Origin of the sequence: Pelagibacterium lentulum, assembly GCF_003992625.1 — a bacterium.
GTDB lineage: Bacteria > Pseudomonadota > Alphaproteobacteria > Rhizobiales > Devosiaceae > Pelagibacterium > Pelagibacterium lentulum.
In genome coordinates this window covers 1-15,604 of sequence record NZ_RZMW01000037.1, presented here as the reverse complement: position 1 = coordinate 15,604, position 15,604 = coordinate 1, and the positions used below count along the sequence as shown (strand labels likewise).

10 protein-coding genes are annotated in these 15,604 nt (G+C 61.0%); all 10 read right to left on the bottom strand.

Annotated features, from left to right (window positions below; all coding sequences use genetic code 11):
- Window positions 1–86: 86 nt before the first annotated feature.
- Window positions 87–1,115, bottom strand: a complete 1,029-nt coding sequence (locus EO133_RS10765) for a DUF7146 domain-containing protein (RefSeq protein WP_127072928.1) — start codon at window positions 1,113–1,115, stop codon at window positions 87–89.
- A gap of 68 nt (window positions 1,116–1,183) precedes the next feature.
- The gene (locus tag EO133_RS10760; RefSeq protein WP_127072650.1) at window positions 1,184–3,325 is read right to left on the bottom strand and encodes a ParB/RepB/Spo0J family partition protein; all 2,142 of its coding nucleotides are present in this window, start codon (window positions 3,323–3,325) and stop codon (window positions 1,184–1,186) included.
- 174 nt (window positions 3,326–3,499) lie between these two features.
- The gene (locus tag EO133_RS10755; RefSeq protein ID WP_127072649.1) at window positions 3,500–4,693 is read right to left on the bottom strand and encodes a DUF932 domain-containing protein; all 1,194 of its coding nucleotides are present in this window, start codon (window positions 4,691–4,693) and stop codon (window positions 3,500–3,502) included.
- Window positions 4,694–5,029: 336 nt separating this feature from the next.
- Complete coding sequence (locus EO133_RS10750) at window positions 5,030–5,740, bottom strand: M48 family metallopeptidase (protein ID WP_164734983.1); 711 nt, start codon at window positions 5,738–5,740, stop codon at window positions 5,030–5,032.
- A complete protein-coding gene (locus EO133_RS10745; protein ID WP_127072647.1) occupies window positions 5,730–8,963 on the bottom strand; it encodes a type I restriction endonuclease subunit R in 3,234 nt (1,077 codons plus the stop codon). Before EO133_RS10745 ends, EO133_RS10750 begins: the two co-directional genes overlap by 11 nt.
- Window positions 8,960–10,615, bottom strand: coding sequence for a DUF6119 family protein (locus EO133_RS10740; RefSeq protein WP_127072646.1), 1,656 nt, complete (start codon window positions 10,613–10,615; stop codon window positions 8,960–8,962). The genes EO133_RS10745 and EO133_RS10740 overlap by 4 nt, the downstream gene beginning before the upstream one ends.
- Complete coding sequence (locus EO133_RS10735; protein ID WP_127072645.1) at window positions 10,612–11,922, bottom strand: restriction endonuclease subunit S; 1,311 nt, start codon at window positions 11,920–11,922, stop codon at window positions 10,612–10,614. The genes EO133_RS10740 and EO133_RS10735 overlap by 4 nt, the downstream gene beginning before the upstream one ends.
- The gene (locus tag EO133_RS10730; RefSeq protein WP_127072644.1) at window positions 11,912–13,465 is read right to left on the bottom strand and encodes a type I restriction-modification system subunit M; all 1,554 of its coding nucleotides are present in this window, start codon (window positions 13,463–13,465) and stop codon (window positions 11,912–11,914) included. Before EO133_RS10730 ends, EO133_RS10735 begins: the two co-directional genes overlap by 11 nt.
- A gap of 9 nt (window positions 13,466–13,474) precedes the next feature.
- Window positions 13,475–14,026 (bottom strand): restriction endonuclease subunit S, encoded by a 552-nt coding sequence (locus EO133_RS10725; RefSeq protein ID WP_127072643.1) that lies wholly within the window; start codon window positions 14,024–14,026, stop codon window positions 13,475–13,477.
- A 255-nt stretch (window positions 14,027–14,281) separates the two neighbouring features.
- The coding region (locus EO133_RS10720) for a Fic family protein (RefSeq protein ID WP_164734982.1) at window positions 14,282–15,604 on the bottom strand (1,323 nt) is incomplete at its 5' end.

Here is a 15,604-nt window from a genome sequence, read left to right as displayed (position 1 = left end):
CGACGAAGGATGCGGCTGCCGATGGCGTGAGATTGAGCCCGGCAGGAGACGCAGCCTGGGCCACGCCTCCGGGGCCGAGCGCGTGTTCACCCCTCAATGAATCGGCGGACATCTTCGGGATAAAGCTGTCCCATCAGGCCCGCGCGGAGGGCGTCGACGCCGTGACCTCGCAGATCATCGTTGAAGTCGCCCTCGACCGGCGTGAGCGAGATCGCCTCGATCCCGTGGCTCGCCGCTCTGGCGACCAGGCTGTCTCTCGCACCATCCCCGGCCGGGTCGCGATCGCGCAAGACATAGAGCCGGCGCAACGCCGGTGGGAACAGGATGGCCGCGAGGTGAGCAGCCGAAAGCGCCGCCAGCATGGGCATGCGGGGCAGAACCTGACGGGGCGACAGCACGGTCTCGATGCCTTCGCCGACGGCGAGAACCTCACTCGCAGTGCCGAAGCGGACGCCATGCCCGAGCAGGTCGCCCATCGCCCGCCGCGGTGTCTCGACAGCCGCCTTGTCTGAGCCGTCCGGGGCGAGCCAGGTGCGATGCGCGCCTGTCTGATGGCCGGCTAGATCGGTGACGGCGGCAACCAGCGCCGGCCTGATCTCGGTGGGCGAATGCGCGTCAGGCCGATAATAGCACCGGGGATGGTAGCGGAGCGCGGCGGTGCCGGAGAAGGTCGTGATCGCCCGCCTGCCAAGATAGATTTCCGCAAGCGTGCCGCTGATCGGCTGTGACATGGTGAAGAGCCGCCGCGCCGCTTCGGCCGAGTCCGACGGTGCAGGCGTGCTGGCCGATTTCTTCGACGCCGGTTCGGGTTCGGGATGCGGCAGGCTGAGAAAGCGTCGGGCTTCCGCAACCACATCGACGAATTCAACAAGGCAGCAACTCTGGCGGATGACATCCAACAGATCACCATGCTCGCCGGTGGCGGCATCGGTCCATTTTCCGGCTGGTCCCTTAGGCGAATCCATGAGGCGCACGAACATCGAGCGACCCGGCGTGTTGCGGACATCGCCGACCTGCCAATAAGTACCCTGGCGGCGGCCACTCGACAGGTAATGCCGGCACACCGCCTCGGCCTGCCGGCCGAGACGGTGCGCGAGATCGAAGGCTTCATACATCACGTTTACCTCGAAACCCAAAAAGGCCCGCCGTTACCGACGGGCCAGATGACAGAGGCAAACGTTTGCTACACGGCGGCGGTACCATACGCCTCGGTCGCATCCGGCTTATCTTCGCCGACGAGTTCGAGGTCGACCATGGCCGTTTCGCCGTCGTTTGCCGCCGAGTTTACACCGTCGCCGCCAGAGACTGCGGTCTCGTCAGACGCGGTTTTCTGCTCGGCCACCCGCAGCGGTTCGGGCAGCCAACCGGTATCGGCCAGAAGGCGCTCGGCTTCGCTCGCCATGTCTCCCTTCTTCATATGATCGATAAGCTGGGCGGCCCGCTCGCCCGCGCCTTCGCGGACGGCTTCGAGAATGCGCGCCTTGGTGACACGGCCGAGATAATTGCCGACAGTCGGCTTCCAGCCTGCCGCCACCATGTCGAGGCCGGTGGCGTACTGGAGCCGGTCGGCCTGCGCCAGACGCACATCGAGCCCGTGCTGGCTAACACCCGTTCCGCCATAGGGGTTCGGCCGCTCAAGCAGCGCGTTTACGCCGAAGCTGACGCAGTGGGCGAGCAGATCGAGACGCGCGGCGTTGTCAAGATCGGTCAGCCAGTCCCAGAGCGCCTGGTCGTCGGCCGGGACATGATCGCCCCAGCAATCATGCCGCTCGGTAATTTCGCGGGCAGGTGCGCTGTCCTTCATTTCCTCCGATTGCGCGGAGAAGAAGATGTGGCGGACGCTGGCCTCGAGGCACCCGGTCGGCGCGGTGCGCCGGAAAGTGTCGCTGACCAGTTTGTGCAGCAACATGGTCATGGCGACGTCCGGGTGCTCGGCGACGGCGTTGCGCAGCGCCAGCGTGCGATGCGCGGTCAGTTCGATGACGAGGCGCTCGGGCAAGGGCTTGACGCCGTCATCCTCGTCGTCCTCCGGCTCCGCGGGTTGGCCGCCGATGGCGATGACAGCACGCTGAGGAGCATCTGAATGCTGGGTATCGCTATCAGCCGCCGGCGCGTCATCGCCTTCGAACTCGACCGGTTGTTCATCCTCGGGGCGGACATAGCCGCGATCCACCGAGAGCGAGCCGTCGGCATCGATGCTGACGAACGCACCAGCGATGGCAATATCGGCAGGATCGAAGATCACCGGGCGCTGATCGAAGGCGTCGAGCGCCTGTTCGATCTCGCCCAGCCGCTCGTCCACCGCGTCGGGAAGTTCATCGGCTTCTCCATATTCGGCTTCGATCCGATCGTATTCGTCGCGCAGCACCTCGCGTGTTGCACGCTCCTCCTCGGTCAGGTCGACCGTCGTGCCGGTCAGTTCGCGAAGCCCATGCTGGTGACCGTAGGGAAAACTCACGGCGACCTCGACCCACTTCCAGCCTTCGTCCGCAATCTCGTCAGCGACGACCTTCAGCTTCTCGGTTACCAGGCGGTCGAGCAGGGCCGGATCCTGCAGCCAGCCTCCGTCGTCGGACTGGAACAGGTCGCGCAGCACGACGCCGCCCGCAGCTTCATAGGCCTCCACGCCCACGAAAACGGCCCGCTTGTCGGATGCGCGCACCGCGGTCTCAGTCAGCATCCGGCGGATGGTATAGGGCTCCTTCTGCCAGCCATCCTTGGTCGCCGCCCAGACCTGTTCCTGACGATCATGGTCATGGGAGACGGTGAAGGCCATGAGCTGTTCGAGCGTCATGCCGTCCTCGGCATAAACGTCAAGCAGCGTCGGCGAGACGGATGCCAACCGCAGGCGCTGCTTGACGACCTTCACATCCACGAAGAAGGCTGCCGCGATTTCCTCCTCAGTCAGGCCCTTCTCGCGCAATGCCTGAAAGGCGCGGAACTGATCGAGCGGATGGAGCGGCGCGCGCTCGATATTTTCGGCGAGCGAGACCTCGTCGATGAGGATGTTGCTACCGGCTTCCGAGACGACGCAGGGCACCGGCGCTGTCTTGTTGAGGCGCTTCTGCTTCACCAGCAGTTCGAGCGCCCGATAGCGGCGGCCGCCGGCGGGCACCTCGAACATGCCGGTCTCCTGGCCGTCGGCATCGACCACCGGGCGGACATGCAGGCTCTGGATGAGGCCGCGCCGGACGATGGATTCGGCGAGCTCCTCGACCGAGACACCGGCCTTGACGCGCCGGACATTGGACTGGGACAGCACCAGCTTGTTGAAGGGAATGTCGCGCGAGGACGACAGGGTGATTTTCTGAGCGGCAGTAGCCATGTTCTCAACTCCGCGACGGGCGCCGAAAGCCTCTCTCTCGGTTTGAAAACCCGTCACGAAGCGAAGCGCCGCCCTCTTCCTCTGAAGGGAGCAGCGCCACGAAAGATGGCAGGCAGGAGGCACGGAAGCGCAAAGCCGGAAACACGCGGAACCGCATTCCCGGCTTTGCGGATGTCAGGCCGCGCGATCGAGGAGCTTCTTCGCCTTGCCCTCCATATCGAGGCGGGCGTCCTGATGGGCCTTGTCGCGGGCCAGCGCGGTGATGCCTTGCACAAAATCGAAGATCGATTCCGGCGGCCTGCCTTCCTCGGCCAGCACCGTGTTGATGATCCGGCCGGTCTCGGCTTTCGAGAAGCCGCGCTTGCGCAGGAAGTCGCTGCGGTCCTCGTCGGTACGGGCAACAATCCGCGCGCGGGCCGCCTTGATACCATTGATGAAGGGCATGGGTGAGGAATTGGCGAAGTTTTGGAGCGCCGGCGCTGCCTCATGGGCGAAGCGCGAGGCGGCGTATTTGCTGTGGCGGATGGTAATCTCCTCGAAATCCTCCACACCCCATAGGTTCCGATTCTGGCACACTGCCCGGAGATAGAAGCTCGCCATGCCGAGCGTCTTGGCGCCAACCTCCGAGTTCCAGCAATAGAAACCCCGGAAATAGAGATCGGTTGACCCGTCGGGCAACTTGCCGGCCTCGATGGGGTTGAGGTCGTCGACGAGAAACAGGAAGATGTCACGATCCGAGGCATAGAGCGTCGTCGTGTCCTTGGTGATGTCCACGCGCGGATTGTAGATGCCGGTGGACCAGTCGAGCACGCCCGGCACCTTCCAGCGCGTGTCGCCCGTGCCGTTACCGGCGATACGCTGCACGGCTTCCACCAGTTCGTGGTCGAAAATGCGGCCGTAGTCCGGCCCGGTGACAGCACGCAGTTCCAAGTGGCCGTTCTCGATCTCCATGGTCTTGATCTGCTCGGCCCGGTGCGCGGTCAGGCCATATTGCAGGTTGATGCCGGCCAGGGTGGCTGGGAGCTGACGCAAATAGGCAGCCGGCGCTCCGACCAGACTTGCGAGTTGGCCGAAGCTCCAGTGTGTCGGCGCGACAGGGGCGTCGGCACCGGGCAGCATCAGCGATAGCCGTTCGGGATCGTCACGACTCGCCTCGACATGGATCAGCGCGCTTTCGAGCACGCGGGTCTTGCTGCGCTCAGCGCGGGTGCGGACCATATCCGCCAGGGCGTTGAGAGAGAGGAAGCGCTCGTCGTCCGGCCGGTTGAACCATTCCGACGAAACACGGCCAACCCGCTCGCCGCGGCTGACATCGACCTTGTACCCGCCACTCCCATCGCGGCGGGTATCGAGAACCTGCATGGTCATGGGATCAAACTCCATGACGGGCGCCGGAGGCCTCTCCTCCAGCTTCCAACCCGTCACGGAAAAACCCTCCACACTCTTGCTCTTATGGGGGCGTTGCGGGGGTCTCCCCGCAGAAGGGGTCGGCCGAGACTAAAGACTCGGCCGCAGGGGAAGGCCTTCCCCTCCAGGGTTCAATTACAAGCTGTTAGAAGTTACCCAGATCGGGCTCTTCGGGAGATCGAAATCAGCTGAACAGAGACGGAGCCGCCATGGACGGTATCCTGTCTGACTAGCGCGACTACCTCGAATTAAACGTGTGACGGCGTTCCGCGCCAGGAACTTTGCGGCCGAGATAGGCTAGACGAGACTCGTTTCCAATCGTCGCTTACGCTCGCGCCAATCGGGTAAGACCTTGTCCATCAGCCACCGCCACTTTGGACCATGGTTAGGTTCAAGAGCATGTGCGAGCTCATGCACAATGACATAGTCTATACACTGCACGGGTGCCCGAATGAGATCGATGTTTAGGACCAGATTGCCTTTGGGCGTGTAGCTGCCCCATCGCTTTGTCATCGGGCGGATGAGTAGTTTGGGCGCTTGGATTCCTTCCGAGGCGAACAAGCTGGAGACCGCTTGAAGTCGACGTGGAAACTCTGTGTGTGCTTCGAGCCGATAAAAGTGGTTGAGCAATGCGGCTTTATGCGGAACGCTCTCTGTATGTGGTGTTTCGATCACGATCCGATCGCCGCTCAGATAGATGCGAGAGGCTTCGGTTTCAAGGACCCGAAGACGGTATTGTATACCCCGCAGGAGGTGTGTTTCGCCGCTGATGTACTGCCTAGGCGGAGTCCTTGGGCGATACTGCTCGAAGTCTTCGATCTGGGCGGCGATCCATCCGCCTTTGCGGCGAACACGGTAATGAACCTCGTCATCGGCTGCGTCGAGCGGCGCTGTGACATGCACCGAACCGGAAGGCGCGACGGCGATTTTTAGCCGCCTCCGCTCATCCCGAGTGACGCGGTAGGTAATCCGTCGCCGTCCCCAATGAAAACAAGCTTCAGCGGACACGGCCGTCATCCTGCATGCGGACCCGCGCGGCCGAGAGCACCTCATTGACGATACTGTCCATCACGGCTGCGTCGAGGTCCACGCCGCCGGGGCCCATCACCTCATCGAAAAAGAAGTCATCGATCGCATTGCGCATGTCATTTTGAATGTCGCGGTCATGTTGCCATCCAACGCGCCGAAGATTCTCGATGATCTCGGTTAGCGACAGCGAAATACGCACCGAAAGCCGGGGATCATCGATCCCCGCGCGGCGCAGTTCCTTTCTGGCAATCCCCCAAAACGCGGTTTCATTGCCCTTGCCCCGCAGCTGATGCGGCGTCGGATCGTCTTCATCGTCACGGGCATCGAGCTTGTCGCGCTGCGTTCGGATGCGTTCGAGATAGGCCTTCTCTTCCAGGCGACCGCGACGGAAGTCGTCGATCGTCTGGCGGATGAGCTTGGAAAACTTCTCGAAGAAGACAGGGTCCTCGTCCCACTTCTCCTCGATTGTCCGGAGCGTCCGGTGCGCAATCTCGTCCGCAATCGACGCGTCCGAGCGCTTCTTTTCGCTGCGTGCCGCTTCTATGGCGCCATCGTCGAAGACGGCGAGCGGCTCCACGACCGTTGTGACCTCATGTGCGGTAACGTGCTGGTCGAGAAGGGTCCGCACACGACGTTCGTAGTCGCTCCAGTCGACCGCATCTGCATAGCGGGCTTTGACATGAGAGCGGAGCGCCAGGAACCGTTTCTCATCGGTTCGCCAGCGTTGAAGTCGCTCCGATGGCGTCTCCTCAATGAAGGTCCGCGAGCTGATAGCGACGGTCAGGGTTCGGGAAAACTCGGATAGACGCCGATAGAAGTCGTCTCGCAGGGCGTCGTCGGCGAGCTCGCGCGCATAGGCCTCTTCATCATAAACGTTGGAGACGCCCGCGAAGAGATCGAGCAGCGCTGCGTGCTTTTGCGGCAGCGTTCGCGCTTCATCAGCAATAGCGCTGACCGACTGCTGGAGGTCAGCTTCGTCGAAGTCGCTGAGAGCGTCGTTCGCGCTCAGCGCTTCCCCGAGATGGCGGAGAACGCCGCAGTAATCGATGATGAAGCCGAACGGTTTCTCCGGTGCCCCGTCCTCGTCGAACACGCGATTGACGCGCGCAATTGCCTGCAGAAGGCCGTGTTCGCGCAGAGGTCGGGCCATGTAGAGCACGGTATTGCGGGGCGCATCGAAACCGGTGAGTAGTTTGTCGACCACGATCAGGATATCGGGCTCGCCAGGCCCCTTGAATTTCGAGATGATTGTCTTGTTGTAGCTCTCCTCGCCGCCGTGACGCTCCATCATCCGGCGCCAGAACTTCACCACCTCGTCGTCGGATTCTTCGTCGATCGCATGCTCGCCCTCTCGCTGGTCAGGCGCAGAGATAATGACCTCGGAAGTCACTTCGCCGAATTCGTCCAACAGCTTCTTCAGCGCGATGGCGTCGCGCTTGGACGGCGCGACGAGTTGGCCCTTGAACCTGTACGGTTGAAAATTGTCGGCAAAGTGCCGGCTGACATCGAAAGCAATGCAACGTAAACGGGCAGAAACACCCATAAGCGTCCGCGGGCGGCTCATCTTCCGCTTAAGATCAGCCTTCTGGGTTTCGTTTAGCCCGACCGTCACCCGGTCGAACCAGGCGTCAACCGCGTCTTCATCGATATCCTCTTCGACGTGGCGTCCCTCATAGAGGAGTGGCACGACCGCGCCGTCGGCCACCGCATCCTTCATCGAATAGACCGGCCGCACGAGGGGTCCGAATTTCGTGAAGGTGTTGCGCTCTTTCTTCGCGATGGGCGTGCCGGTAAAACCGATCAGGCATGCGCCCGGCAAAACATCTCGCATCTTCTGATGCAGGCTTTCCATGTCACCGTACTGGCTGCGGTGGCTTTCGTCGACGAGCAGGAAGATGTCCGTGCTCTCGTCTACGACCCGGCGTTTGTTAAGGCCGGCCCGGAATTTGTGAACCAGCGTGGTGATGACGGGCGTCTTGGCTTCGATGAGCTCGATCAGATGTTCTCCCGTCTTGGCGCGCTCTGGCGACAGGCCCGTGGCCTTGAACGTCTTGTCGATCTGGTCGTCAAGATCGGTACGGTCAGTGACGAGCACGACGCGCGCCGTCGGGACATTCATGGAAAGCGCCTTGGCGAGCATCACCATGGTGAGCGATTTGCCGGAGCCCTGCGTGTGCCAGACGACGCCGCCAGCCCGCCGCCCGCGGTCATCGCACGCCTCGACGCGTCGAAGGAGATCCTTCACCGCGAAGTACTGCTGATGGCGCGCGACCTTTTTCACTCCGGCGTCGAACAGTGTGAATCGGCGGGCAAGATCGAGAATCCGTTCCGGGCGACAGAGGCTCACCAACATCTCGTCGAGCGGCGTGACGAAGCGTCCGCCTGCCTCGCGCAATCCGTCATGCTTGCGCCGGTGCAAACCGAAGTCCTGGAATATCGCATCCTGATCGGTCGCGTCGATCGTCCGGTTGACGACTTCGTTCGCGTAATCTGGCGGATCATCGCCTTCACTCCATTTTGACCAGAACTTCGCGGGCGTGCCGACCGTCGCATAGCGGGGCTCGTGCGAGTTCGCTGCGATGAGGAGCTGCGCCGTGAAGAAGAGATTGGGCGCGCCGAGATCGGGCTTCTGGTTGCGCAGATGCTGGCTGATGCCTTGCGCGACCTTTTCCTGGCTCCGCTTCACCTCGATAACGGCGAAGGGGATGCCGTTCACGAACAGAACGATGTCCGGACGGATGCTCGCCCCTTCCGGCCAGTCGACTGGAAACTCGCTCGTCATGTGGAAGGCGTTCGCCCGCACACTGTCTGAGCCGAGGTCCCAATTAATGTAGCGGAACGGCCATTCGCGCGATTGACCGTTGACTGTCTGCTGAAGGGCTCGACCAAGCTGGATCAAGTCGGTCTGGCGTTCGTTGGTGCGCATCAGGCCGTCAAATCGAACATCCTTTAGACTCTCGACAGCGGTCTCGATGTTTCCTTCGGAAAAGGCGTGCGTGCGTCCACCCGCCCGAATGCGGTTAAGCGCTGCGAGCTGCGGGCGCAGCGTGTCCTCAAGCAGAACGCTGGTGCGGCGGTGGCGCCTCTGCCGATCCGCCTCGGCGCGCGTGACATAGCGCCAGCCAAGCGCCGACAGCGTCATGAGCGCCTGGAGCTGCTCCCGGCCAGCTTCGGAGAGGGGGAATTTCGGGCTTTCGGTCATTCAATGACCTCCGCATTCTCTCCAGCGCCCTTCGCGGATCGTTTGGCTTTCGCCTTCGCGCCCGACTTTGGCTTCTCTATCCAGGCGAAAGCCCATTTGTACCCGAGCGCATGTAATTCCCGGGCAGCTTGGCGGAAAGAGACCAGGCTGAAGAAAGGGAGTTTCGGCTTATCCGAAGCGGCAATGACGCTGTAGACGACAGTGAAATCGCCTCGGGTGAAGTCATTCCCGGAATTCGGGATGATGTCCTCGTAGCCGGTCTGTCCGGTTTCAGCCTGGACCGCGATCACTTCGTTCCGGACGCTGTCGCGCGACGGCGGGTCGGTCGCGAGGACGCGTGCGGAGACGGTCCCCTGGCTGAAAAGGTGACTGAGTCGAGACGAGGACGTCTTGTCCTTAACGTGGATCAGTTGACGCTCACGGCCGAGAAAGTCGCACGCCTCGATCTTGCTTGCAGCACCTGTCGGCTTGATGAGCCGGCGGTCTAGGCAGATCATGTCCGCATCAAGGCCGGCGACGCGCTTGTTGTAGGTTTCTTCTGTCTCGTCAGCCTCAGCGGCGGGCATACCGACCTTGCTTGTCGCGTCGAAAAATTCCTGTACCTCTTTGGCGAGATTCTGGTCGATCTGGTACCAGCGGCCTCCAGAGAAGACGTAGGTCGAGCCATCGAGTTCTGTCTCGAACACGATGCACTCCCGCAACTTCCACTTCCCACCACAGTCATGGCCATCATCATCGACTTCGTGGACAGTGTGATTGCGGAGGTCCTCGTCCGAGTAGCCTGACTTCTCGCGCTCCTTCAATGCGTCGAGGTAACCGGGCAAGTCGAGGTCGGCATAAAGCTGCCAGCTACGAAAGCCTTTGTAGCGGATGAGGCTTGATTTCTCAGGGTCGTAAATGACCGGAAATGCGAGGTGAATTCCGTCGGTCTCGCCTTCGTCGACCGCCTTCGCCAAAGCTTCGATCAGCTTCGCGTCTAGCTTGTCGATCAATTCTTGCTCACGGATGTGGCGAATCTGATCGATCCAGCCGAAGTCGGTCTTGTAGTCTGTCTTCTGATAGATCGCATACGCGTCCGCACAGGCCTGGGCGAGTTCCGCGATCTCAAGCTTTCGGTTGAGCGTCAGGCCATCGGTCCCCGCCACATAGGAGCCGAACCCTTCATCTTTGGGCGTCCCAGCCAGTCCACGGACAAGGTCACGCTCGATGTCTATGGCGAAGGCAGTCTGATCGGAACCCCGGCTGGTCTGCGTACGGCGGGACAGCGTATTCTCATCCGGTGTCCGAACGTCCGCGCTCTTCAACTGCTTCGGATCAACGGCGTTGAGGACAACCCGCAGCCCAAAATCCTGCTCGAACGCTGCAGGATCAAGCTTGACATGACCCATGCCAAAAGACACGGCGAACCAGCGCCCGGACGCCTGGACGAACACGAGTCCAAAGGCTGTGTGGTTAAAGATCTTCTTCTTCTCGTCTTCTGACAATTCGAGAAAGCCCGCCCATTTCGGCGCGCCGCCGCCGAGCGTTGCCAATGAAATGAGTGCGCCTTCCAGCTTGTCCCATGGTGTTAGGTCTACACCGTCGCGCACTGCGTCAGCGGGGGCGAGGCCACCTCGCAAGAGGCGAATGGAAAGCTTCTGAGTGTTGCTCATTCAGCAGCCTCCTTCACAGTTGTAGACCCACCACTGAACAGTCGCTGCAAAAGAGCTCGCTTTTGCGTGCGCAGACCGTCGAGTTGTGCCGTGAGAAGATCGATCTCGCGAGCTAGACCGACGACAACTACCTCTGCTTGCGCAATCGCATCGTCTGAGTCAGGTAGAGCAATCGGCGTTGCCTTCAGTGCATCCAAGTCGATGCTCTCGACCGTCGTGCCGGTCTTCACGCAGGCTAGGCGCAGTTGCTCTGATGCTTGGCGCATTATCAAAGCGATCAACGACCCACTCCATGGTCCGTTGACTTGCAGGGCCTTGATGTCCTGATTGATCGCTACAGGCACGGCGGCAACGGCACTTGGAACCGTGTTCCGCAATATTCCGCTGCGTGTGACCACGAGGACGGACCCTGCAGGCACTATCCTTGTGCTGCTCTTTGCGACTGCCTCTTCACTGATATGGTCTTCGGCACGATCGATACGCCACGATCCCATATCCTTTGGAGACACCCACGGAATATCGCCTTGCCAATAGCTCGCGACGGCCTTGCTTGGAGTCCCCCCGCCGACCCATTTTCCTACGTCATCAAGGGCTATAGGGACCCAGCGGTTCTGACCCAACTGGTAGATCAGCTTGTTCAAAAACCTTTCTTTGGACTGAAGTCGGCGAGCGGAGAGATCAACAACTCGGTCCCATGCATCAAGGCCGGATGCGATCTGTTCTTGCTCATCCAAGGGAGGAATATCGAACTCCCACTCCAGCCAATCTTCGAGCTTGAAGACAAGTTTCTCTACGTGAACGCCGATGCTCGAATGGAAGCAGGTCTGTTGGAAATAGACCGAGTGTGACAGATGGCTGAGGAACCGTAGGTCCAGCCCGGCCTTCGGTCGTAGCGCAACGTATTCGTTCGACACTATTGCGCCATTGAGCGACTCTGGGACGATGCCGCACGCGCCGTGGGAAATCTGACGCCTTGAGATCAGGAAGTCCCCGGCCTCGACGAAAAACTGGGTCTTGGTGCGGATGTCACGGCCGAACAGGACTTCGCGCGGGACGATGCCGCCCCGGCTTCGCTTCGCGGTGACCAGCTGATATCGCTCATCGTCGAGCAGCTTTGCGGAACGAAAGACGGGCTCGAGGAAATCGCCAATGGGCGCTCGTGTCCAGCCCTCCGGTTTCCGCCCGAGCTTGGGTATGCCCGGCTGGACGCTGGGCGGATAGGCGCTCGCTCCACCAGACGCTTCGAAGGAGCCATCGTCCGGCGCATCGAAGTAGGCGGTGATATATTCTGCGTCGTCAGACTTCAATGCCGAGTTCCTTCAGATAGCGGTTCATCTCGGCGCGGGTTTCGGCAAGTTGCCGGTCGAGCTCGCGGATCTCGTTCTGCACCGCCTGGATGTCGATTTCAGGCTCGGGCTCGAAGGTGTCGACGTAGCGCGGGATGTTGAGGTTGAACTTGTTCCGCTCGATCTCCTCAAACGAGGCGCGATGCGAGTACCGGTCGACTTCCCGGCGCTCGCGCGCGGTCGAGACGATCTTCGCCACATCGTCGTCGCGGAGGTGGTTCTGGCGCTTACCGGAACCGAATTCGCGGCTGGCATCGATGAAGAGCACGTCGCGCTCACTCTCGCGCGCGCCGCCGGCTTCCCGCGCCCGGTCGAACACCATGATGCAGACAGGAATGCCTGTCGTAGGAAAGAGCTGTGCGGGCACGCCGACGACCACATCCAGGAGATTGTCGCGGACGATGCTCTCGCGAATGCGGCCTTCAGCGCCGCCCCGGAAGAGAACCCCGTGCGGAGCAACGACAGCGACACGCCCCTCGCCCGGGCGGGCGATTGCCAGCATGTGAAGGATGAAGGCGTAGTCGCCTTTGGACTTCGGCGGCACCCCTCGCGCAAAGCGCCGGAATGGATCGTCCTCCGCGTTCTCCGCCCCCCACTTGTCGAGACTGAACGGCGGATTGGCGACGACCGTGTCAAACCGCATCAGGTGGTCGCCTTCGAGCAGTGTCGGGCCGTTGATCGTGTCACACCAGCGGATATCGGCGGCATCGCGACCGTGCAGGAACATGTTCATGCGGGCGAGCGCGACGGTCTGGCCGTTCGCCTCCTGACCATAGAGCCGGAAGTTATTCGTCCCGACTTCTTCGCCGGCGCGCAGCAAGAGCGAGCCCGAGCCACAGGCCGGGTCACAGATCAGCGCGCCGTCTTTCGGCGCTGCGAGCTTGGCGACGACTTCTGAAACCTTGCGCGGGGTGAAAAACTCGCCAGCCTTTTTACCCGCGTCTGCCGCGAACTGCTCGATGAGATAGATATAGGCTTCACCGATCGCGTCTTCGCTGACGGTGCTGAGATTGAGGCTCGGCTTGGCGAAGTCCTCCAGCACGTTCTTCAGGCGGCGGTTCCGGTCCTTGGTCTGGCCAAGACTGATCTCGGAGTTGAAATCGATATTACGGAAGACGCCGTTCAGCTTCGGCTCGTTCGCCTGTTCTATGACGTCCAACACCATGTTGATCAGCTCACCGACATTATCGCGATTGCGGCGCTCGTAGAGGCTGTCGAAGCTCGAGAGGAAGGTCTCGACAACTTCGCCCTTTTCGTTGCGGTACTCGATCTCCTTGAGCTTGAAACGTTCCCGCTCAAGTCGGCGACGAATACGAAGGTCGCGCTGAGGGTGATCGCGGAATTCCTCGAGCATCTCCTCGTAATGCTTGTTCCAGACGTCGCTGATGTATTTCAGGAAGAGCAGCGCAAGGATGTAATTCTTATACTGTTCCGCGTCGATGACACCGCGAAACGTGTCGCACGCCGCCCATACCGCATTGTTGATGTCTTCTGGTTTGGTCATGGGTCGTTCCTATGCGGCGGTTCTGAGCAATCGTGAGATGAGGGCGGCGTTGAGTTTCGCCTCGGCGGCCAAACGCTGGCGCTGAAGCCTCTCGCAGTCCGCCGCGAGGATGCCGAGCCGTGCGATACGGCGTTGTTCTTCCATAGCCGGCAGGGGCAGGACGACATCTTCCAGCGCTTGTTTTGGAATTCGGGGCAAAGCGCCTGCTGTCGCCGAGGCTTTCAGCTGCCGAACGGCGGCAAAGTCATTGAGCGCAATAAACAGGAAGTCAGGATCAACGCGCCGGGTTGTAGGCCGGACCAAATAGACATCAAGCCCAACAAAGGCGCCGATCATGTTCGGTGTTGGACGAAACGCAGCGAGGTGGTCACCACGTGACGGTACAAGAAGATCGTGCGCAGCAATTCGCGTCGCCCGCCTTGCTTTTGGCGCCGGCCCCCGAAGAAACGCGCTATCGTAATCACGCAAATCTTTGATCTGGACGTATACCGCTTCCCGGTCGGCGCCCTTCGGCGGAAGGATGCCGCTAAGAACTTCCGCGATTTCGCTCAGATGCTTCATCTGGGTGTTATGCGTCTAAAAACGGCTCGCATCAAGAAAAATCGTATGAGGCAATCTCATACAGAGTTTCTATGTATCGATCCGATTGGGCTTGATACGAAGCTGGCCGACGTTCGACCGGTACGATAGTGCAAGGGCTAGGATCCTACGCTCTGTTCCAGAATATCCGCGCCAAGTGCGGATATCGCGACATGGTTCACGACCCAGCGAGGTGCTGCCCTGGCGTTCAATGCTCCACGCTTCGCTGGCTGAGGCTCACGATTCTTTCCCGTATTTGCCATCGAACCCGTCGAAGGATTCCGCGACCATCGCCTCAATCTGCTGAACCTCATCGTCGCGTAGCTTCTCAAACTCGCTGGTGCGGCGGCGTTTGCTGAGCGAGCCGCCGTTCTGGCGGATATACATGATGAGATCCTGCGCCATACGGTCGGGCATTTCGACCAGGTTCATAACAGCCGTCAGAGCTTCGTCGCGGCACTTGAGATAGTCGATCTCGCGCGGCAGATCGACCTCGACGGTCCGCTGCACGCAGCTATAGAGGAACTCGGCCTCCTCGGTGCAGTCGAAATAGCGATAGAGGTCCGCGGTGTCGTTGGTGACCTCGACATTATGGTTAGGCAGGGCCCGCCAGCCGATGAACTCCATCAGGGGACCGGAATGCCGCTTGAGGATCGTGGCATAGTCGTCGATGCGATCCAGCATGACGGCCGAGACGGGAAACACCATGCCGGGCGGGGTGTATTTACGCTCGGCGAGCACGTGGTGGACAAGACAGCGGTGCAAACGTCCGTTGCCGTCGACCAGCGGGTGGACGTATACGAACCCGAATGCAATCGCGGCAGCTTGCAGAACCGGATCGACGTCTGAGGTCCGCAGCCTGTTGTTGCATTCATTGAGGCCGGTCATGATGTCGGGAACATCCTGAGGACGGGCACCGATGAACTCGGGCAAAGGATCATGGTTGTGATCCCGCTCGCCCAGAAATACGCCCTCGCTGCGATATCCGATCTCGGTGAACCGATCGTCGCCGATCAGGATGCGGTGCAGTCGGTAGATTTCGGTCTGGTTGAGCGGACGCTTGCCAGCCCCGAGAACGGCACGTCCCCAACGCTCGAGCCGACTGGCTGGCGCGCGTTCCCCTTCGATCTCGAAACTCGCGCGGCTGTCTGCAAGCAACAGAAAACTTGCAGCCCGGGAAACAATGTGAGCGCCGGTTCGCCCTATCGTCTCCTGTGCCTTCCTGGAAAGATCGAGGGCCAGAAATGCTTCCAGCTTTTCTGTGCGCCTGATAATCGGACAGAACGCGCCCGTACCAAGCAGATTGTTGCGCACGCGATGGCGCAGGGACAGCGACGCGGGGCCGGTGAAATAGGCTTCGGGATCGAGTGCGTCGACGGCGGTGACTGTGGGGGCGTCGTCGATATCGAGCCGCTTGCCGCTCAAGGTTTCATAAAAGAACCACACACGTCGCGTCACCGCGCCGGTCGGTGTTCGCTGGATGAAATCTATGAGGTCCTGTTCCGGCAACGCATCGAGGATGCGTTTGAGAACCAGAAGATCGATCGGCTCATGGCGCAG